The organism is Pseudomonas sp. GL-B-12, from assembly GCF_019955895.1.
In the GTDB taxonomy this organism is placed as follows: domain Bacteria; phylum Pseudomonadota; class Gammaproteobacteria; order Pseudomonadales; family Pseudomonadaceae; genus Aquipseudomonas.
The window spans coordinates 160,191-179,994 of sequence record NZ_JAHBCX010000011.1 but is presented as its reverse complement, the minus strand read 5'-3'; the positions used below and the strand labels follow the sequence as shown (position 1 = coordinate 179,994).

Below are 19,804 nucleotides of genomic sequence, written 5' to 3'. Positions count from 1 at the left end.
ATGCACCCCGTCCCTGGGGTCATTTTGATCTATTTCAGACACCCGCCTGACTGATGAACTTGGTCGTCAGATAGGCATCCAACCCTTCAGTCCCACCCTCACTGCCGTGACCACTGGCCTTGATGCCGCCGAATGGCGTTTCCGGCAGGGCCAAACCAAAGTGATTGATCGAGACCATCCCCGCTTGCAGGCGATTGCCCAACTCGGTGGCCGTTTTCAATGAGCGGGTGAATGCAAACGCAGCCAGCCCGTACTCCAGACTGTTGGCTTGCGCGATCACGCTGTCCAGATCATTGAAACGCAACAACGGCGCCACTGGACCAAACGGCTCTTCGTTGAGCAGTCGAGCCTGTTCAGGCACGTCGGTCAATAACGTCGGTTCAAAAAAATGCCCGATGCCACCGATGCGATTTCCGCCGGTCAGCACCGTGGCGCCCAGATCCCGAGCATCGGCGATCAACTCTTGAACCATCATCAAGCGCCGGGCATTCGCCAACGGCCCCATCTGACTGCTGGGGTCGAAACCGTCGCCCACCTTCAACTGCACTGCCAGTTCGGTAAATCGCCGGGAGAACAGATCGAACACGTCGTCATGCACATAGAAGCGCGAGGGCGAAGCGCACACTTGTCCGGCATTGCGGAACTTGAGGGTGCAGGCCAACGCAGCGGCGGCTTCCACATCGGCATCCGCGCAGACGATAAACGGCGCGTGGCCGCCCAACTCCATCGTCGTCAGTTTCAAATGCGTCGCCGCCAGGGCTCCGAGCTGCCGGCCCACGGCCGTCGAGCCGGTGAACGATACCTTGCGGATGACCGGTGACCGAATCAGGTAGTCGGAGACGTGCGCCGGATTACCGAATACCAGGTTCAACACGCCCTTGGGCACACCGGCATCGTGAAAACAGCGCACCAGCTCGATCACGGCGCCGGGTGCCTCCTCAGGCCCTTTGATGATGATGCTGCAACCCGCCGCCAGCGCTCCTGCAATCTTGCGCACCGCCTGATTGATCGGGAAATTCCACGGGGTGAAAGCCGCTACCGGACCTACCGGCTCGCGCACCACCAATTGGCGTACGGCTGCGTTACGTGAAGGCACGATACGACCATAGGCCCGCCGCCCCTCCTCGGCATACCACTCAATGTGGTCCGCCGCGCTTTTGGCTTCCATGGTCGATTCTGCCAGCGGCTTGCCCTGATCCAGCGTCATGCACTCGGCCATCAGTGCATGGCGGTCACGTACCAGCGCGGCTACGCGGCGCAAGATGCCCGAGCGGTCGAAAGCAGACATCGCTGACCATGTTGCGAACCCGCTGGCCGCGGCGGCCAATGCGGTATCGAGATCTTCACTCGAAGCCAATGGCAATTGCCCAAGCGTCTCCCCCGTCGACGGATTGAGAACAACCGCCGTGTTGCCGGAGCTGCCGGCAGTCCATTGGCCGTCGATGTAAAACAACAGGTCGGTGTACATGGATCACTCCTCGGAAAAGGTCATTGGACGCAGGCGATGGCACAGGTATCGACCCTGCATCAGCGGCACTGAAAAACACAGCAACAGGTTGACACTATCAACCATATACTCGTAAATTTAGTTCACCATGTCAACCATGTTTCATGATCACCTCTGAGGCCCCAATGAGAGACGTCATCCTGTGTGAATGTTTCGCCCGCGACGGTCTGCAGCACGAACCGGACTTTCTGCCTACTCCGATAAAACGCCAATTGGTGGAGCGATTCGCCCAAATCGGCTTTCAAAGGATCGAAGCAACCTCCTACTCCAATCCTGCGGTGATTCCGCAATTTTCCGACGCCAGCGCGCTGCTGGCGACGCTGCAGCGGCGTGCCGGGATTTTCTATAAAGCGACCTGCGCCAACGTGCGGGCAGTGGAGCGAGCGGTCAGCGACTTCGCCGCCGGCCACGGCGCCAATGAAATCAGCCTGCTGGTATCCGCCTCTGAGTCGCACTCGCTGAAAAACCTCAAGCGCAGCCGCGAAGATCAATGGTTGAACATAGAGCAGATGGCCGAAAAGGCCCTCAATCGATTCCGCCTGATCGGCACGATTTCCGTGGCGTTCGGCTGTCCGTTTGAAGGGCGCGTCAGTGAGGCCAGTGTACTGGCGGATGTTGAACAGTTTGCCAGGCGCGGGGTGAAGTTCGTCACCCTAGGCGATACCACCGGTGTCGCGACACCACAGAGCACCAAACGCCTGTTCAGTGCGGTGCTGGCGACATTTCCCGGGATCACTCCAATCGCTCACTTCCACGACACCCGTGCTACCGGCCTGGTGAATTACGTCGCGGCGCTGGAAGCCGGGGTCACCCATTACGACTGCGCCTTCGGGGGTGTCGGCGGTCATCCGGCCAAGGTCAAGTATGGCGGCGGACATACCGGCAACGTCAGCACCGAAGACTGGATCAACCTGCTGGAGTCAATGGGCGTGCGCACCGGTATCGACCTGGACCGCCTGCTCGACGTGGCCGCCGAATGTGAAGCCGCTCTCGGTCGTGAACTGCACAGCCGGGTGCTGCGCAGCGGGCTGAATCCACTGCTGAACACGAATTTCCCTCAAGCGACATCATCCGAAGAAGAGGTATAAAAATGCTCAGCCTCAATCCGGTTGCCCGACAGTTACGGTTGTTCTGCGGAGTGTTATTGCTTTCAACGCCAGTGTTCGCCAGCGATAAATTGCTGCTGGTTGAACGTGATGACTTGATCCGCGGCCCGGCGAACGAAACACTGCTGGGCCAGCACATCTGGGAAATGCACAAAACCGATCTGTCGCGCACGACCCTGGTCCAACTCGACCAGCAGACGCCAGTGGTCAGGCATGACGTCGGCGAGCGCACGTTAATCGTGCTGCAAGGCAAGGTCCAGTTTCACTTCGCGGATCGGGAAGTGGCCTTGGCAGCCGGCGATTACGTGGCGATCCCTCCGGGACAGGCCTATCAGATGACGCCGCTGGACAAGGAGAAAGTCCTGCTCCTGGGGTTTGATGTGCCCACCCTCGACATGGCGAAGGCCACTGCCGTCGATTTCTCCACGCCAACCAATGGCCCCACGCCAGTCGTCAAGAAACAACAAGCGGTAATGGCCAGCCCGCCTGGCTGGAATGACCCCAGTGACCGCGGCTGGACCCTGATCAAGACGCCGGAAAAGCGCGTCAATCTTGTGGAGATGTTCTCCGATTTGAAAAACCACAGTCACCCTGACGCTGATCACTCGCTAATTCTTCTCGGTGGCAGCGCGCGGGTCGTGACCCCGACTGAAGATCGCATTCTGAAGAAAGGCGATTACGTTTCCATTCCGCAGAACGTCCCACACAAGTATTACGTCGAAGGCAAGCAATCGGCGCTGTTCATCAGCTTCGATGCTCCGGCATACGATTCGGCGAAAACCATCTACCTTGAGTAACAGCGCTGTACCCGTAAGGCCAAAAAACGCGTGGACCTGAGTCCATGCGTTTTTGCTTGCACCTGAATTCATGGCGCAGAGCTGGTATCTCCCTGCTGATGCCATTCTTACCTCGCTGCGTCATCCAAGCGATCAAAGCTGTTCCCACTAGCTGGTAAAAGCTTCCTGTAACGGTATCGCGCTCCCTGCGTGGGCGAGCGGGATTTTCGCGGTATGGCTGAGGACAAAGTTCACGAACAGATGAAACAACTCGGATTGACTTGAAATGCCAAGCTTGCAATACAGGTGCTTGCGGTGGTTTTTCACCGTGCCCTCTGCAATGCCAAGGTGCAGCGAGATCGACAGGCTGGAGTGCCCACGCAGAATCATGCTGACGATCAACTGTTCACGAGGGGTTAGCTGATCAGCGGCGAAGCGGGAAAAAGCGCTGTTCAAATGCTCTCTTAACGCCACCCCACTGCTATCGACATGGGTACATACGTCCTGATAGTGACGACGCAGTAAAACGTTGACCATCGCCTGACTGCACTGGAAACCTTCAAACTGCGCAGCTGAAAACACCGGAGAAGCATTCAGTCGCATCAATGAATAGGCCAGATGGCCAATGCCTGGCAAAGCACAGATGAAGACGATTTCTTCGGCCAACGTGCCCGACTGCATGGAGATACAGGGGTGCACGTCCGGCGAATTGAAATAATCACCCTCGAAGAAGGCGTCAGGGGCCAATTCGCTCATGCGGTAAAGGCCTGTAGCCTGGCCATGCGCACAGGCCGTGTAGACCGGGTCCAACAAGTAGGTACCGCTGAGATAGCTGTGCATCGCACCTGGCTCGGAAATGCCTTGCAAGTTGTCATGCAGTAACAGTGGCGAGCCGCCCGATGGGTAAAACAGCACACAGCTTTGGTCGAAATCAACGAGTGCCCGTAGTGCTTCGTCCAACTGTCGGGCAAAGCCATCACTCTGCAATTGTGCGACCAAACCGGGCGTCGCCGTGTGCCATGCACTGAGGACGGGCGCGGCATCCATGCTATGCCTGTGCTCCGGAACTGAAGTTGTCATGCCATCCCCTTGTCTTTATCCAGTGCGCCACGCTGCATAAGCGCACTCTAAATCCCGCGATAAAAACAAGCACATATCCTGCCACGAATGACTTATACCGCGGAAAAACAGTTATCCACGAACAGCTGGGTACCACTCACAAACGACGCGTCATCGCTGGCTAAAAACAGTGCTGCCCGCGCTACCTCTTCGGGCTCGCACAGACGCCCCTGCTGCTGACTGATCGCCCCCTCACTGGCATCCACGCCCATGGCCTGCAAGTCCCGCATTTCCCGCTCCCCATGGGGAGTGCGGATAAATCCTGGTGCTACCGCGTTGCACCGAATACCTCTATCGCGAAACTCGACGGCAATGGCTCGCGCAAACATCTGGCAGGCGCCCTTGCTGGCGTTGTACACGACCTCGCCCGGAGTCGCGTACTGCGCGGAGATCGACGAGGTGCAAACGATACTGCCCGCACCCTTGGCAATCATTTGTGGAAGCACCGCCTGAGTGACCAGGTACATGCTCTTGACGTTAACCGCCATAAGCCAGTCCCACTCATGCTCCTGCACGTCCAGAAAAGGTTTCACGATCAGCGTGCCGGCATGGTTGAAAAGCACATCTGCCGGGCCGAATTCAGCCAGCCCCCGAGCGACAGCTTCGAGAACCTGAACCGCTTGCGAGACATCGGCGCCCAACCCCAGTGCCTGACCGCCATCGGCAATAATCTGCGACGCCAGATTGACGGCAGCATCACCATTCAAATCGACAATGACCACCTTGGCCCCTTCCGCCGCGAACAACCGACTTGCGGCAGCGCCGCAACCACCAGCACCGCCGGTGATAATGGCCACTTTACCGGCCAGACGGCCCTTGCCTTTGGATAGCTCGACTTTACTCATTGCGGATTTCCTTCACGACCGCCACTCACGGCGAATGCTTCTTCAGGCGACAACACCAGACGATGGCGACGATAGAATGCAAAATAGGCAATCCCGATCAGGTACCAGCAGGCCGCGGCGAGTGCAGCCCATTTGTACAGTGGATCAAGAAACTGATAAGTCAGTGTTGCCAACGCAATCATGATCACCGCAACCGCTCCGAATATCCCGTAAGGGCTGCGATAAGGCCGGTGCAAATTCGCAAAGGAGCGTTTCAAACGAATATAGGCGACGCTTTGCAAGATGTAGGAAATCATTCCCGCGAAGACGATCATGCTAACCAGGATGCCGCCCATCAGCGGGTTGTTATCCTTGCCGAACGTGAACCAGCACAACATCAGGATACCCAACGCCGCCAAGGCCCCGGTAGCCAACGCAATGTTTGGCGTATTGCGGGTCGGGTGCGTAACCGACAGCCCGGTCGGCAGGTAACCGGCACGCGACAGTGAATAGATATTGCGTCCTGCGGCAAAGCTGCCCGCCAGGAACGACGCCGCCAGACCGAGCACCGCCACCGCAGACAAAAGCTTGCTCGCGGTGTGCCCGAAAATCTCGCGGAAGCCATCGAGCAGCGGCTCCGACGAAGTACTCATGAAAAAGCTACCACCGCCGATCGATGCACTGAAAAACAACACCCCCAACGCCAATATCGCAAGGATCACGGTGCCCCAGACCAATGCCAGCGGTAAGTGGCGGGTCGGGTTATGAGACTCCTCGGCCGTCAACGGCAATTGCTCGATGGCCAGGAACATGTACACGGCGAACGGCAACGCGAGCATGACGCCAGTCATTCCGAACGGCAGCCATGGTCCATTGCCACCAGCCACCTCGACAGGCTTGCCTGCAGCATCAACCGCAAGATTCAGGGCTTTGCCGGTGAAATCCATGTGCGGGTAAGCCGCAACAAAGAACACCACCAACACCGCTACCGCCGCCAGGGTAATGAGCACGACCGCGCGCATCGACACCCCCAACCCCCGGTTCGAAAGCAGCAACATGCAGGCATACCCGGCCACCCACCAGACAGGTTGCCATTCTGGTCCGGTGCCGAAAATGGCGGTCAGGTAGGCCCCCATGAAAAACATGTTGCCGGCGGGGGCCAGAATGAATTCGATATTCTCTGCAAGACCTGTACTGAAACCACCCCAAGGGCCCATTGTGGTACGCGCAAAAGAATAGGCACCGCCGGTATGCGGCAGTGCAGCGGCCATTTCGCCGATTGACGAGCAGAGAAACAGGTACATGACGGCAATGATCAGCAAGGCTAAAAACATGCCGCCGAAGCCCTGAGCCAAGCCCAGGTTCCAGCCGGAATACTGACCCGCCACCACCGCACCGACGCCGAGAATCAGCAGGGTGAAAAAGCCTGCATGACGCTGCAGGCGACGTTGTTCAAAGTAACCGCTTTCCACATGTTGATAGCTGATCCCTGAGGGGGCAACTGCCGCCGCCGTCGGCGCTGATGTTGTCGGTCTGTCCACGCGGTGATCCTCCAATGACTCATTCAGGGCAAATTCCCCGACTGCCATCTTCGAATGCACCGCGCATGCTGCCTATGTCTCCAAAGGGACATAGGCAGCGCACGCCTCATCAAGCACTAAAGAAATCAAATTAATGTTGCTGACGACGCTCCAGGCGCTTGATGTACTGCATCGCCACCAGGAGCAGGATCGACAGGACAATCATCAAAGTGGAAACCGCTGCCACAGTCGGATCGATCTGATCGCGGATGTTGGCGAACATACGTCGGGGCAGCGTCGAGCTCTCGCCCCCTACAATGAACAGCGCAATCACCACCTCATCGAATGAGGCGATGAAGGCAAACAACGCTCCAGAACAGATCGATAGCCGCAACTGCGGCAACGTCACCGTCAGAAAGGCCCAGGGACGTGACGCACCCAGGCTGCGTGCCGCCATTTCCTGATTCATGTCGAATCCCTGGAGACCATTGCCCACGGCGATCAGCACGAAGGGGATCGCCAGCACGCTATGCGCCAGCACAAGGCCCGTGATGGAGTTGTTCAGTCCGGTACGCGAGTAGACGAAAAACACACCCACCGCGACCAGAATGATCGGAACCAGCATGGGCAGCATCATCAGGCTGTTGACCAGCTTTACCATACCACCGCGTACTTGCGACAGCCCGTAGGCGGCCAGCGTGCCCAACACCGTGGCGATACAGGTCGACATAACCGCCACTTTTACCGTGACCCAGGTCGCCGTCATCCATTCCGGCGATCCCAGATAAGCCTCGTACCAACGCAGGCTCCATTCCCGCGGCGGAAATTCCAGGTACTGCGAGGCGGAGAACGACATAGGGATGACAATCAGGCACGGAATGATCAGGAAGAGCAGGATCAACCCGACGAGCGCGTATAACCAGAGCCGATGCGCATGAGTGATCTGCGTCGGCGTCACCGCTTGATTGAGTTTGAGCATCAGCTGTTTCTCCCTTGATCGTTGAGCCCGAACAACTTGCGCATCCCCCAAAGGATCAACACCGTGGCGACCAGCAAGGCAACGCCCAGTGCACTCGCCGCCCCCCAATTACCGTACAGGGCAATCGTGTCGCTGATTTTCATTGACCACATTGAAACCTTGCCACCGCCCAACAATGCCGGGGTGAGGTAGAAGCCCAGGCAGATCACGAAGACCAGCGTGATGCCCGAAGCCAGGCCAGGCAGCGACAACCGCAGGAAGACCTGACGGAACGCCTGGGACGGCGTTGCGCCACAATTGGCGGCCGCCGACATCAACAGCGGGTCGATGTTTTTCATCTTGTCGTAAAGCGGCAGCACCATGAACGGCAGCATGACATGCACCATGCCGACGACGGTTCCGAAGAAGTTGTTCACCAGTGCCAGTGGTTCATGGATCAGGCCCAGATCGAGCAACCAATTGTTGATGACGCCTTGACGCTGCAACAACACGAGCCAGGCGTAAGTCCGCACCAGTATCGAGGTCCAGAACGGCAACAATACGAAGGCCATGCAAATCTGGCTGGCACGGTCGGGCAACTGCGAAAGCAGGTACGCCAGCGGATACCCCAGCAGCACGCAAACAAGCGTGACGCAGAACGCCATCTGGAAGGTAATGAGGAAGCTGCTCAGGTACACCGGTCGTAGTAAGCGCAAATAATTGTCCAGTGTCAGCGCTCCGCTGGTATCGAAGGCCGACAACCAGAACAACCAACCCAAGGGCACCGCCAACACCACGAATACCAGGATGAAACCGGGTAGTGTCAAGGAGAGAAGCGCCCAGCGCTCCTTGAGTTCGGCCATCGCCAAGCGGCTGACCATGGGATCTTCGGCGACTCTGGCACCGTTGCCGGTGCGGCCGGTGAGACTGACTTCTTTCATGGTCGTAACCCTCCGAGGCTTTGGACGAGGGGGAAGATCGGCATTCATGCGCCCTCCGTCACCAGCAAGGTGTCTTCAGCATGCAGCCATAGCTGGACCGTTGCACCGGGTGTCGGGACCGCTACATCGCGAAAACCCTTTTGATGACGAGCGGTGAGCTCGCTCCCGTCGGCCAACACCAGACCGACGTGATAGCTGTCACCCTGATAGACCACATCGCGCGCCACCGCGTCGATCCGGTTCATCGCGCCGACATCGGCCGGCGCCTGCCATTGCAGGCGCTCAGGTCGCACCATCAGCACGCGTCGCTGTGAATGCTTGAGCGCCGTTCCCAATGGCAGCTTCAGTGCCCGCCCCTGGAACAACACGGCGTCGCCAACCTCCTCCACGGGGAAAAAACAGCTTTCGCCAATGAAACCCGCGACAAAACGGTCCTTCGGTCGCTCATAAAGCGCATCCGGTGTATCCAGCTGCGCCAATTTGCCCTTGTTCAATACCGCAATGCGGTGGGAGAGCGTCAGTGCTTCCTTCTGATCGTGAGTGACATAAATAGTGGTCATGCCCAATCGGGCATGCAGGCGTTTGAGTTCAAGTTGCATGTGCTCGCGCAGATTTTTATCGAGCGCTGAAAGCGGTTCATCCATCAGCATGATCTTTGGCTCGAACACCATTGCCCTGGCGAGCGCGACGCGCTGACGCTGACCACCTGAAAGCTGGTGGATACCGCGCTCACCGAGGTGGTCCATCTGCACCATTTCCAGACTGGCCTTGACTCTGCGGGTTCGCTCCGCGCCGCTGACCTTGCGCAAGCGCAAGGGATAAGCGACGTTTTCTGCAACCGTCATATGCGGGAACAACGCATAGTTCTGAAATACCATGCCGATATCGCGCTTGTGTGGCGGACACGTGAGGAACTCCACGCCATCGACCTTGATGCTTCCCGAGTCCGGGCGAATGAAGCCCGCCAACACATTAAGCAAGGTCGTTTTCCCCGACCCCGAAGGGCCGAGCAGTGTCAGAAACTCACCAGGATGGACGTCCAGGGAAACATGATCAATTGCGGTAAATGATCCGTAACCTTTGTAGACATCCCGAATCGCAATATTGCCTTGCATAACACCGACCTCCACAAAAACGACAATTACCGTGCAATGAGTTCTTTGTAGTCTTCCTGAACGTCGGTGACGTGTTCGCCCCACCAGCGCGCGTCCATCAAGGTTTGTTTGGCCCTGTTGGCCGGTGACATGTTTGAGCTGCTCAGCGCATCGGCCGCAACACCGGGCTGTTCGAACGCCAGGTTATTGGTCGGGCCGTAGTAGCCCATCATGGTCGGAATCCGCGCTTGAATGGGCGCCGATACGGAATTGGCGATCAACTTCTGAGCGCCTGGCACATTACCCGCGCCTTTGAGGATCGCCATGCAGCCATAACCGAGCAGACCGTCTTCATAGGTATAGGCCACCGGCGCTTTGTCTTTCACCACGGAGTCGACACGGCTGCTCCAGATTGCGATCAGATCGACTTCGCCATCCTTGATGAGTTGCGCGGATTGAGCACCGGAGGTCCACCAGACAGCGACGTAAGGTTTGATCTTTTCCAGCGAGGCGAGGCCACGTTTGATATCCAGCGGGTAGAGCTGATCCCGTGGCACGCCATCGGCCAGCAAGGCGACCTCGAGCATTTCATCTGGCGCGACTGAAAGCGCACGGCGTCCCGGAAACTTCTTCACGTCCCAGAACTCTTTCCAACTCTTCGGGCCATCCTTGAATTTGTCGGTTCGCCAGCCCATGACCACCGAATAGCTGTTAGTCCCGATCCAGTTTTTGTCCCGCGCCAGGCTCGGTACACCTTTGGCATCGATTACGGAATAGTCCAAGGGTTCGAGCATTCCCTGCTTGGCCAGTGCTGCGCAGTCATTGGCGCCGATATGAATGGCATCCCAGGCGGGCTTGCCGGATTGCACTTGCAGGCGCACAGCGGGTTGTCCGTCATGAGACTCGGTAAGAAGCTTCAATCCAGCCTTCTCTACCGCCGGCTTCCACAATGTGGCGATCAACGCATCTTGCAGGCCGCCACCGTAGCCCGCGACGGTCACCGTAGACGGATCGGTCGCCCACACCTGCGGCGCGATCAACGCTGCGCCCGCGACCGCCAACACATGACGCTTTACTGCTGAAAACTTCAGGGTGTCGAACATTTTCCATCTCCTGTTTCTAGCGCCCGATGAGCGCGGACTTGTTATTAGGCAGAGATAAAGATCAAACCTTAGCGCAGCTTTCCATCAGCTCGACCGTGTCTCCGGTCGTTTTTCTTCATCAGCATGAATCGCCAGAAGATGGTTGACAACATGAACTACATGATTCACATTGTCAACCATATTGAAATCACCCCATCGACAACAATTGCACCCACGACGCAAGTCGCACTACCCGAACGGAGTACCGCCATGTCACGCTCATTACACGCCAGCGACATCGCTTTTCACATCCACAGCCAGACCAACCTGGCCAACCATGAAAAAGTCGGTCCGACCGTGATGGTCCGTGGAGAGGGCATCTACACCTGGGATGACAAAGGCAAAAAGTATCTGGACGCCATGTCTGGCATGTGGAGTGCCGCGCTGGGCTATAGCGAGACACGTTTGGAAGAAGTCGCGCTGCGACAAATGAAGCAATTGCCCTATCACCAGAACTTTGCGCACCGCTCGACCGAACCGGCGATCCAATTGGCAGAACGCTTGATTTCGCTGGCGCCGGTGCCAATGTCCAAAGTGTTGTTCGCTTGCTCGGGCTCCGAAGCCAACGACACCGCTATCAAGCTGGTCTGGTACTACTGGAGCGCCATTGGCCAGCCACAACGCCGCAAGATCATCAGCCGCAATCGCGCTTATCACGGTACGACCATCGCCAGTGCCAGCCTCACCGGTCTGGCGCACTTGCACCAGGATTTCGGCCTGCCGCTGCCTGGCTTCCTGCATGTCACTTGCCCGCACTACTACCGCGAAGGATTGCCGGGCGAGAGCGAAGAAGCCTTCTCCACCCGCCTGGCTGCCGAGCTGGAGACGTTGATCGAGCGCGAAGGTGCCGACACTATTGGTGCGTTTTTTGCCGAGCCGCTGATGGGCACAGGCGGCGTAATCACGCCACCGACAGGCTATTTCGAAAAAATCCAACAGGTGCTCAAGCGCTACGACATCTTGCTGGTGGCAGACGAAGTCATTTGTGGCTTCGGTCGTACCGGCAACTGGTGGGGCTCGCAAACCTTCGGCCTGCAACCCGACATGATCACGTGCGCCAAGGCACTCTCGGCGTCCTACCTGCCTATTTCCGCGCTGATGATTTCAGAGCCGGTGTATCAGGCGATGAAAAGCCAAAGCGAAAAAATCGGCATCTTCGGTCACGGCTTTACCTACGGCGGCCATCCGGTCCCGGCGGCTGTCGCACTGGAATGCCTGAACATCTATGAAGAGCGCCAGCTTCCGTCTCACGCCCAGAAGGTCGGCGCACGTCTGGGTGCCGGCTTGCGCAAGCTGGCCGACCATCCTCTGGTGGGCGAGGTGCGCGGCGCCGGCCTGATGTGGGGCGTCGAGGTGGTGGCCGACAAAGCCAGCAAGGCTGCGTTCCCGAAAGAGTGGAAAGTCGGCTTGAGCGTGTCCCAGCAAACCGAAGCCAATGGGGTGACTGCCCGCTCGCTGAACGACAGCGTGGTGTTCGCGCCACCGTTGATCATCACCGACGCCGAAGTCGATCTGGTGCTTGAAGCCTTCTCCAAAGGGCTGGACGCCAGTCTGACGCTATTGCGCGAGCAATCACGTTTCAACGGTTGAGCTCAGCTCTGCACTCCCAAACAATGAGAGGCTAATTCCTTTCCCTAGATAGCCTTTGGTGCCTCATGAAAAAAACCACAGCCGCCGCTCGAGAGCCTGAAATCACCACGGACATGCGCGATCTGTTCTCTGTCCAGCTGCAACGTCTGGCTGGCCTGTCGAGTCGTATCGCCGCCATGACCATCCCTCAGCATTTCGCCATTACGGTGCTTGAGTGGCGAACCCTGGCGATTCTCGATTACCTCGGACAGGCGCCGCTGGTTCAGGTCGCCAAGCATGCCAGCGTCTTGAAAAGCCAGATGAGCAGGATCGTCACCAACCTGACCAAACGCGAGCTGATCGAGCGTCAACCCAACCCGGAGGACGGGCGCAGCGCACTGCTTTGCCTGAGTGCGGAAGGCAAGGAGATGGTCCACCGGATCCTCGATGACTCCCACGAGCGGAACGAACGCATGCTGAGCGGCTTATCGGCCAACGAACTCAAGCAACTGCGTGAACTGATGCAGCGCGTATACAACAACAGCCTCGAGTACTACGGCGAGCTCAAGAAAAACAATCCGTACAACCTGAGTCCGGAGAACGATGATGAGGAATGAAGCATGTCGATCGACACCCGCCTGACCCATTTACTCGGCATACGCTACCCGATCATTCAGGCAGGCATGAGTTGGGCATCAAGTTGCGCAGCCCTGCCCGCCGCCGTGTCCAATGCCGGTGGTCTTGGAGTGATCGCCGCAGGTCCCATGCGCCTGGTCGATCTGGCCAACACACTGCGACAGGTGCGTGAGCTGACCGATAAACCGTTCGCGGTGAACATCCCGCTATACCGAAAAGGCGCAGATGAAATCCTGGACCTGCTGGTGGCCGAACGGGTACCGGTGATCATTGCCAGCCAAGGCTCGCCGAAGGCCCACTTGCAACGGTTCAAGGATTATGGAGCGACCTGGCTGCACGTTGTCGCGTTCGTCGAGCACGCACGCAAGGCAGCCGCGGCAGGGGTCGATGGACTGGTGGTAGTCGGCAGTGAAGCAGGCGGCCACCCGCCGGCCAATGAAGTGAGCACACTGGTGAACGTGCGGCGCGTTTTGCAGGAGGTCGACTGCCCGCTCGTAGCCGGCGGTGGGGTCGCCGACGGTTACGGCATTGCCGCCCTGCTGGCACTCGGTGCCGAGGCTGTGCAATTGGGTACGCGCTTCATGTTGTCCGAGGAAGCGAACCTTCACCCGGCCTACAAGCAGAAGGTCCTCGACGCCGATATTGCCGATACCGTCCTGGTCGGGCGTGGATCGTTACCGGTGCGCAGTGTGCGTAACGCTTTTACCGACCGCGTTGCCCTGGCCGAACGCGACGGCATGCCCCGGGTGGCTCCCGACGACTACGCGGCACTGCTGGCTTCGGCCAGCCTGAAACAGGCTTCATTCGATGGCGACGTCAACAACGGCAAAGTGGAAGCCGGGCAAAGTGCCGGGTTGATCCATCAAATTCTGCCCGCCGCGGCCATCATGCAATCACTCATTGAAGAACTCGAACAGGCCTTTGCACGCCTGCGCGCCATGCAACCCTGACAGGAGCACTCTCTATGGCCGATCACATGGTCGTTCTGCGCGAAACCCGGGATGGCGTACAGACGCTGACGCTCAACCGCCCGGACAAACTCAATGCCTTGAACTTCGCACTCACCGAGGGGCTGGTTCAGGCCTTGAAGGAGGCCGATGCCGATCCGTCCGTGCGGGTCGTTATCGTCACCGGTGCCGGTCGTGGGTTCTGCGCAGGTGCCGACACACGCGAGTTCACGGTACTGACACCGGACAATCAACCGCTGGTCGAGCGTCGCGCCGCCCTGACCACCGAGTTGCAGGGGCTGGTCAAGCAGATGAGCAAGCCTGTGATCGCGGCCGTGAATGGCTATGCAATGGGCGGCGGTAGCGGCCTGGCGCTGTCCTGCGATCTGGCGTTGGCGGGCGAAAGCGCGCGCTTTGGCTACCCGGAGGTCAAGCACGGCATCGTCGCGGCGATTGTCATGGCCGGGCTGGTCGAACATGTCGGGCGCAAAGCCGCCTTCGATCTGGTCGCCACCGGCCGCACCCTAGGCGCCCATGAGGCTCAGCAGTTGGGCATGGTCAACAGGGTCGTGGCCGACGCCGATTTGCTTGACGAGGTCCAAACGCTGGCGCAGCAGATCGCCGCCCATCCGGTGCAGGCGATGCAAGCAACCAAAGGCATTTTCCACCGGGTTACCGAACTGCCCTTCAGCGAAGGTCTGAAGATCGGTCAGCAATTGAATGCCCAGATGCGTGCCTTTCGCCAAACGGAGTCGCCAGCATGAAACCCCTGGAAGGTGTAACGGTTGTGGAGCTGGCCCGTGTCTTAGCGTGCCCCTTCGCAGGAATGATTCTCGCTGAACTGGGCGCACGCGTGATCAAGGTCGAACAGCCGGGCGATGGTGATGAGACCCGTGGCTATGAGCCTTTTGTGCGCCAGGCTGACGAGAACATCGACCACCTCGACGAGGATGCCCAGGCCGAAGCACTGGGCCGTGAGCGCAGCGCCTATTTCTATGCCTTCAATCGCAGCAAGGAATCGATCACCGTCAATCTGCGCACGAGTGAAGGCCAGGAAATCATCCGCAAACTGGCCTGCGAAGCCGACGTGATATTGGAGAATTTTCCGGTGGGCACGCTCAAGCGCTACGGTCTGGACTGGCCGGTGCTCAAGGAGCTCAATCCGCGCCTGCTGTATGTCTCCTGCACCGGGTTTGGGCAGACGGGCCCCTATGCCAGCCGCAAGGGTTACGACACCGTGTTTCAGGCCATGAGCGGCATCATGAGCCTGACCGGCGAGAAAGATGGCGGCCCGGTCAAGCCAGGGATACCGGTCTCGGACCTTAGCTCCGGGTTGTGGATCGCGCTGGGTATCGTCTCCATGCTTCAGGGTCGGCAAAAGGAAGGCGTGGGTGCGTACCTGGACTTCTCCATGCTTGACGGACAAATCAGTCTGCTGGCCTTGGCTGCTGCCCGCTATTTTGCGCTGGACGAGGTGCCCGAGCGTCTAGGAACCGAGCATCCCGGCCGCGTCCCGTCGGCCAGTTTCCGCTGTGCCGATGGCGGTTACGTGCACATTACTGGCGCCGATCAGCACTGGCATCCACTCTGCGCCCTGCTCGGTCTGGAGACGCTCGGAGCAGACCCTCGCCTGCAACACAACAGTGGTCGCGTCGTACACCGCGATGAGGTGATGACGCATTTGACCGACGCCATTGCCTTACTGACCCGGGATCAGCTCTGCGCGGCCTGCGATGCTGCGGGTGTACCGGCAGGACCTCTGAAAACCCTGGATGAGGTGGTGGTCGATCCGCACTTGCGCGCCCGCGGCGTCTTTGCCGATTTCGAGCATCCGCAAAGCGGTCGCTTCCCGGCCATCCAGTTGCCCTTTCAGTTCAGCGGTTACGACAACCCTACGGCCAACCGCCCGCCGCTGTTGGGTGAACACACCGACCTAGTGTTGCACGACCTTGGCTACAACGCGCAAGCCATCCATGCCTTGCACCGCGCAGGAGCGGTATAACCATGACTCAGTCCGATTTGCCCAGTATGGTCAGCCTTAGCGTGGCGGGAACTGTCGCCACGCTCACCCTGAATCGCCCGCAAGCACGCAATGCCTTGAATACCCAACTGTGCCTGGAACTCTACCTGGCCGTCCGAGAAGTCAGCAAACGTAGCGATGTCCATGTACTGCTGGTACGTGCCAACGGCCCGGTGTTCTGTGCCGGTGCTGACCTTAAAGAACGCAAGGGAATGGACGAAGACCAGATCCGCGCTCGACGCATCAAGGCCTTCGCCTTGTATGCCGCACTGGAAGAGTTGGCGATACCAGTGATCGCGGTTATCCAGGGACCAGCGGTGGGCTCTGGCTGCGAAATAGCCAGCGCCTGCGACTTCATCGTCGCCAGCGACCAGGCCACCTTTCGATACCCGGAGGCACGCTGGGGCACGGTCGGCGCCACGCAACGGCTGCCACGTATTGTTGGCAGGCGAATCGCCAAAGAGCTGATGTTCACCGGCCGTGAAGTTAGTGCTCAAGAAGCAAAAGCCATCGGTCTGGTCAATCAAGTGCTGCCGCACAGTGAGTTCGACCTCTACGTCGAGACATTGGCCCAAGAGATCGCCGCAGCGCCGCCCCATGCCATCCGCAGCGCCAAACGGACTATCGACAAAGGTGCCGATGACAGTCGTTTTGGAGCGCTGGCCCATGAGATCCTCGCCATCGAGGACAACCTGACTGAAGGCACCTGGCGTGCCGGCATGACATCTTTCGTCTGAGGAGTACTCCATGACTGTATCGACTTCCCCACTACCCGGTCCGCTGTGGACGGTACTCAATGACATTGCCCGGCACTCCCCCGACAACGACGCTTTGATTGCCGAAGACGGTCGCCTGAGTTATCGCCAGTTGCTCGAACAGGTGGATAGCACCGCTCGCGCCATGCTAGGGCTGGGCCTGCAACGGGGTGAGCATATCGGCCTGCTGATGGGTAACTCCGTGCAATGGGCGGTGCTTTGGTATGCTGCGGCCTCGCTCGGTCTGGTCTGCGTGCCGTTCAACACCCGCTTTCGCAGCGAAGAGCTCAGCTATGGCCTGGCCCACGAGGATGTGCGGGCACTGTTCTGTGTCGATACCTTTCTCGGCAAGATCGATTTTGTCGGCATGCTCGGGAACGTCGAACCGGCGATACACACCACTCTGCCGGGAATCAATCTGCCGCTCTTGCAGCACCTGGTTGTTTTTGGTCAACGAGTACCGGGGGCCGGCTTGAGCGAGGCCGACTTCCTTCAACTTGGCGCGGATATCCAGCCTACCGAATTGGCGGCAGCACGCAGGCGAGTCGAACCTGACGATACGTTGTTGATCCAGTTCACATCGGGGACTACCGCTTTTCCAAAAGGGGTAATGCTCAGCCATGCCTCGATGCTCGGGATTGCCAAGTGTGTGGCCGTTCGCATGGGCGTGCGCTCAGAGGATCGCTACTTCAGTCCACGACCGTTCTACCATGTGGCCGGCAGTACCATGTCATTGCTGGTCGCGCTGGTTCATGGCGCCACCCTGGTCACCGCCACAACTTTCGATCCGGCTCAGGCGCTGGCGATCATGGAGCGTGAGCGGTGCACCTTGACCTCGGGCAACGACACTATGTTTCTGATGATGCTCGCTGAACCTGGCTTCGATTCTCATCGATTGTGCCTGCGCGGAGGCTGGGCGGCAGCCAGTCCGCAGATCCTCCATGACGTCGTCGAGAAGATGGGTGCGAAGGACATTTGCAACGCCTACGGTCTCTCGGAAGCATCACCGAACCTGGTCTTTTCCGATTACCGTGAAGCTCTGGACTTGCGTCTCAATGGCTCCATGACAACACACACTGGACTGGACATTCAGGTTCGCGACCCCGTCAGCGGTCAGCCACTGCCGCCGGACCAACCGGGTGAAATCTGCGCTCGCGGCTGGAGCCTGATGAAGGGCTACTACAAACTGCCCGATCAGACAGCCGCCACCTTGCGCGATGGTTGGCTGCATACCGGAGACCTTGGGACACTGTCCGCGGACGGACGCCTGCAGTTCATCGGTCGACTCAAGGATATGTTCCGTGTCGGTGGCGAGAATGTCTCGCCGCTGGAAGTCGAACAGGTGTTGCTCAAACACCCTGCGATCGAATTGGCACAAGTGATCGGCGTGCCAGACCCACGTCTGGGGGAAGTTCCTGCGGCCTATGTCACCCTTAAGCAGGGAGCCAACACCAGTAGCGAAGACTTGATCGCGTTTTGCAAGGCACGTTGCGCCAATTTCAAGGTGCCGCGTTATCTGTGCATTGTCGAAGACTTCGAAAGCATCGGAATGACCGGCTCGAGCAAGATCCAGAAAAACCGGTTGCGCGACTTTGCCATACGCCAACTCGGACTCGCCTGAGGGATAAAGTCTGGGCATTTACTACAAAAGTGTTACCTATCGAACAGCTGCGATGTTACTGGTCTGGTCCATCGGTAAAGAAAATCACGGGCAGTAGCAGGCAACCCTGGATCGCTCGCGATGAAATGCCCTGATTGGGTGCAATTAAACCCAGGGCTTGCTGTTCCCATGACAGCTTTCGCCCGCCATTGGCGGGCGCCAAAGCCTGATCAGAGGTTTTCCCTGAAGCTGTCGCCACAAGCAGCAAGTATTACCTGAAGTTCCACGAGAAACCCCACGCCGGTATCCATGGCCTGGTTTATGCGTACATTTCAAGAATGCGTGCATTGCGATTACACACTTGAATCAGCGATAAGAACCAAGCCGCAACCAAACAGAACAAAAAAATTTGCGTGAGGAGAACCCAGCATGATCCCTGGCATGAATGAAATGGCAAATTTGGTCGGCGGAATTGGCGACAACCACTTTTCGCAGAATTTCTTCAGTTTTTGCCAAGATCAATTGAATGTGGACCAGTGCACCGTGTTCAGCTTCGATCACCATGGTAATCCTCAATGCCTGGTTGCCGAGGCTCAGCACAGCCAGGCCCGCAATGTGACACGCACCCTCGCTCAGGAATATACCGATGGAGCCTTCCGTCGTGATCCGAACATCATTTTTGGGCAAGCCGCCCTGACCCCGAATCACCCGATGCTGGTACGTTGCGTTTCTCCCGCGCATATCCGCGATCAGGGATACCGTCGGCGCTTTTATCATGACGCGCTGGTACGTCAGGAACTAGCCTTGGTAACGTCCATCGACGACCGTACCCTCTACTGCAGTTTTTACCGCAGCGACGAGCAAAGAGACTTTGTCCATGAGGACACGCTCAGGCTTCAGTATCTGGGAGGGTTCCTCGCACAGACGTTGAGCAAGCATACGCAAATGCTTGAGCTCAGGCATCGCGAGGACACGCCAGAGATAAAACCGGCGACACTGAGTCTGGAACGCAGGGAAAAGATGTATGAAGACTTACGCAACACATTGCTCAAGGCAACCGGGGGGTTAACCCAACGCGAAGCGCAGATTTGCGCGTCCATCGCTCTGGGATATACCACCTTGGGAATCAGTCTGAATCTTGGGATCTCGATCAATACCGTGGCGACCCATCGTAAACGGGCCTATGCCAAGCTTGGCATTTCCTGCCAGAACGAACTGTTCGCTCGCTATTACGACAATATGGGTGGCGCGCGGAACCTGAACTGATTACAAAACCAGTGCCCGCCTTCG

18 protein-coding genes are annotated in these 19,804 nt (G+C 58.3%); 10 read left to right on the top strand and 8 right to left on the bottom strand.

The genetic code is table 11. From position 1 onward, the window contains the following. Positions 1–34: 34 nt before the first annotated feature. Positions 35–1,468: an NAD-dependent succinate-semialdehyde dehydrogenase gene (locus KGA85_RS06885; RefSeq protein WP_223543012.1), complete on the bottom strand. Its 1,434-nt coding sequence runs from the start codon at positions 1,466–1,468 to the stop codon at positions 35–37. 164 nt (positions 1,469–1,632) lie between these two features. On the opposite strand from KGA85_RS06885, the gene KGA85_RS06880 reads away from it, so the two are divergent. Next, entirely contained in the window at positions 1,633–2,595 is a 963-nt protein-coding gene (locus KGA85_RS06880; protein WP_223510837.1) for a hydroxymethylglutaryl-CoA lyase, read from the top strand. A gap of 2 nt (positions 2,596–2,597) precedes the next feature. Further along, positions 2,598–3,410 carry a cupin domain-containing protein gene (locus tag KGA85_RS06875; protein ID WP_223510836.1) on the top strand — a complete coding sequence of 271 codons (813 nt, stop codon included), beginning with the start codon at positions 2,598–2,600 and terminating at the stop codon, positions 3,408–3,410. Positions 3,411–3,557: 147 nt separating this feature from the next. Here the strand turns inward: KGA85_RS06875 and KGA85_RS06870 are convergent, their stop codons facing one another. The 7 genes from KGA85_RS06870 to KGA85_RS06840 all read right to left on the bottom strand — a co-directional run bounded on the left by KGA85_RS06870 (position 3,558) and on the right by KGA85_RS06840 (position 10,948). Beyond that, the gene (locus tag KGA85_RS06870) at positions 3,558–4,436 is read right to left on the bottom strand and encodes a helix-turn-helix domain-containing protein (RefSeq protein ID WP_223510835.1); all 879 of its coding nucleotides are present in this window, start codon (positions 4,434–4,436) and stop codon (positions 3,558–3,560) included. Between the two features lie 125 nt (positions 4,437–4,561). After that, on the bottom strand, positions 4,562–5,353 hold the full coding sequence (locus KGA85_RS06865; RefSeq protein ID WP_223510834.1) for an SDR family NAD(P)-dependent oxidoreductase: 792 nt from the start codon (positions 5,351–5,353) through the stop codon (positions 4,562–4,564). Continuing rightward, positions 5,350–6,933, bottom strand: a complete 1,584-nt coding sequence (locus tag KGA85_RS06860; RefSeq protein ID WP_223543011.1) for an amino acid permease — start codon at positions 6,931–6,933, stop codon at positions 5,350–5,352. The genes KGA85_RS06865 and KGA85_RS06860 overlap by 4 nt, the downstream gene beginning before the upstream one ends. 70 nt (positions 6,934–7,003) lie before the next feature. Next, positions 7,004–7,831, bottom strand: a complete 828-nt coding sequence (locus KGA85_RS06855; protein WP_223510832.1) for an ABC transporter permease — start codon at positions 7,829–7,831, stop codon at positions 7,004–7,006. Continuing rightward, entirely contained in the window at positions 7,831–8,751 is a 921-nt protein-coding gene (locus tag KGA85_RS06850) for an ABC transporter permease (protein WP_223510831.1), read from the bottom strand. Before KGA85_RS06850 ends, KGA85_RS06855 begins: the two co-directional genes overlap by 1 nt. A 44-nt stretch (positions 8,752–8,795) precedes the next feature. Further along, positions 8,796–9,866 carry an ABC transporter ATP-binding protein gene (locus KGA85_RS06845; protein ID WP_223510830.1) on the bottom strand — a complete coding sequence of 357 codons (1,071 nt, stop codon included), beginning with the start codon at positions 9,864–9,866 and terminating at the stop codon, positions 8,796–8,798. A 26-nt stretch (positions 9,867–9,892) separates the two neighbouring features. Next, positions 9,893–10,948: an ABC transporter substrate-binding protein gene (locus KGA85_RS06840; protein ID WP_223543010.1), complete on the bottom strand. Its 1,056-nt coding sequence runs from the start codon at positions 10,946–10,948 to the stop codon at positions 9,893–9,895. Positions 10,949–11,197: 249 nt separating this feature from the next. Between KGA85_RS06840 and KGA85_RS06835 the strand changes: the two genes are divergently transcribed. From KGA85_RS06835 to KGA85_RS06800, 8 genes are all read left to right on the top strand, one after another. Continuing rightward, positions 11,198–12,577 carry an aspartate aminotransferase family protein gene (locus tag KGA85_RS06835; protein ID WP_263289118.1) on the top strand — a complete coding sequence of 460 codons (1,380 nt, stop codon included), beginning with the start codon at positions 11,198–11,200 and terminating at the stop codon, positions 12,575–12,577. 65 nt (positions 12,578–12,642) lie between these two features. Then, a complete protein-coding gene (locus KGA85_RS06830) occupies positions 12,643–13,173 on the top strand; it encodes a MarR family winged helix-turn-helix transcriptional regulator (RefSeq protein WP_223510828.1) in 531 nt (176 codons plus the stop codon). Between the two features lie 3 nt (positions 13,174–13,176). After that, complete coding sequence (locus KGA85_RS06825; protein WP_223510827.1) at positions 13,177–14,142, top strand: NAD(P)H-dependent flavin oxidoreductase; 966 nt, start codon at positions 13,177–13,179, stop codon at positions 14,140–14,142. A gap of 14 nt (positions 14,143–14,156) precedes the next feature. Then, the gene (locus KGA85_RS06820; protein ID WP_223510826.1) at positions 14,157–14,903 is read left to right on the top strand and encodes an enoyl-CoA hydratase/isomerase family protein; all 747 of its coding nucleotides are present in this window, start codon (positions 14,157–14,159) and stop codon (positions 14,901–14,903) included. Continuing rightward, complete coding sequence (locus tag KGA85_RS06815) at positions 14,900–16,141, top strand: CaiB/BaiF CoA transferase family protein (RefSeq protein ID WP_223510825.1); 1,242 nt, start codon at positions 14,900–14,902, stop codon at positions 16,139–16,141. Before KGA85_RS06820 ends, KGA85_RS06815 begins: the two co-directional genes overlap by 4 nt. 2 nt (positions 16,142–16,143) lie before the next feature. Continuing rightward, positions 16,144–16,896 (top strand): enoyl-CoA hydratase/isomerase family protein, encoded by a 753-nt coding sequence (locus tag KGA85_RS06810; RefSeq protein WP_223510824.1) that lies wholly within the window; start codon positions 16,144–16,146, stop codon positions 16,894–16,896. Between the two features lie 10 nt (positions 16,897–16,906). Then, positions 16,907–18,535 (top strand): AMP-binding protein, encoded by a 1,629-nt coding sequence (locus tag KGA85_RS06805; RefSeq protein ID WP_223543009.1) that lies wholly within the window; start codon positions 16,907–16,909, stop codon positions 18,533–18,535. 408 nt (positions 18,536–18,943) lie between these two features. Continuing rightward, the gene (locus KGA85_RS06800; RefSeq protein WP_223510822.1) at positions 18,944–19,780 is read left to right on the top strand and encodes a helix-turn-helix transcriptional regulator; all 837 of its coding nucleotides are present in this window, start codon (positions 18,944–18,946) and stop codon (positions 19,778–19,780) included. The last annotated feature ends 24 nt before the right edge of the window (positions 19,781–19,804 follow it).

Coding starts and splice junctions, on each gene's coding strand:
- KGA85_RS06885 (WP_223543012.1), bottom strand. CDS start 1,468: ATGTACACCGACCTGTTGTTTTACATCGACGGCCAATGGACTGCCGGC.
- KGA85_RS06880 (WP_223510837.1), top strand. CDS start 1,633: ATGAGAGACGTCATCCTGTGTGAATGTTTCGCCCGCGACGGTCTGCAG.
- KGA85_RS06875 (WP_223510836.1), top strand. CDS start 2,598: ATGCTCAGCCTCAATCCGGTTGCCCGACAGTTACGGTTGTTCTGCGGA.
- KGA85_RS06870 (WP_223510835.1), bottom strand. CDS start 4,436: ATGGATGCCGCGCCCGTCCTCAGTGCATGGCACACGGCGACGCCCGGT.
- KGA85_RS06865 (WP_223510834.1), bottom strand. CDS start 5,353: ATGAGTAAAGTCGAGCTATCCAAAGGCAAGGGCCGTCTGGCCGGTAAA.
- KGA85_RS06855 (WP_223510832.1), bottom strand. CDS start 7,831: ATGCTCAAACTCAATCAAGCGGTGACGCCGACGCAGATCACTCATGCG.
- KGA85_RS06850 (WP_223510831.1), bottom strand. CDS start 8,751: ATGAAAGAAGTCAGTCTCACCGGCCGCACCGGCAACGGTGCCAGAGTC.
- KGA85_RS06845 (WP_223510830.1), bottom strand. CDS start 9,866: ATGCAAGGCAATATTGCGATTCGGGATGTCTACAAAGGTTACGGATCA.
- KGA85_RS06840 (WP_223543010.1), bottom strand. CDS start 10,948: ATGTTCGACACCCTGAAGTTTTCAGCAGTAAAGCGTCATGTGTTGGCG.
- KGA85_RS06835 (WP_263289118.1), top strand. CDS start 11,198: ATGTCACGCTCATTACACGCCAGCGACATCGCTTTTCACATCCACAGC.
- KGA85_RS06830 (WP_223510828.1), top strand. CDS start 12,643: ATGAAAAAAACCACAGCCGCCGCTCGAGAGCCTGAAATCACCACGGAC.
- KGA85_RS06825 (WP_223510827.1), top strand. CDS start 13,177: ATGTCGATCGACACCCGCCTGACCCATTTACTCGGCATACGCTACCCG.
- KGA85_RS06820 (WP_223510826.1), top strand. CDS start 14,157: ATGGCCGATCACATGGTCGTTCTGCGCGAAACCCGGGATGGCGTACAG.
- KGA85_RS06815 (WP_223510825.1), top strand. CDS start 14,900: ATGAAACCCCTGGAAGGTGTAACGGTTGTGGAGCTGGCCCGTGTCTTA.
- KGA85_RS06810 (WP_223510824.1), top strand. CDS start 16,144: ATGACTCAGTCCGATTTGCCCAGTATGGTCAGCCTTAGCGTGGCGGGA.
- KGA85_RS06805 (WP_223543009.1), top strand. CDS start 16,907: ATGACTGTATCGACTTCCCCACTACCCGGTCCGCTGTGGACGGTACTC.
- KGA85_RS06800 (WP_223510822.1), top strand. CDS start 18,944: ATGATCCCTGGCATGAATGAAATGGCAAATTTGGTCGGCGGAATTGGC.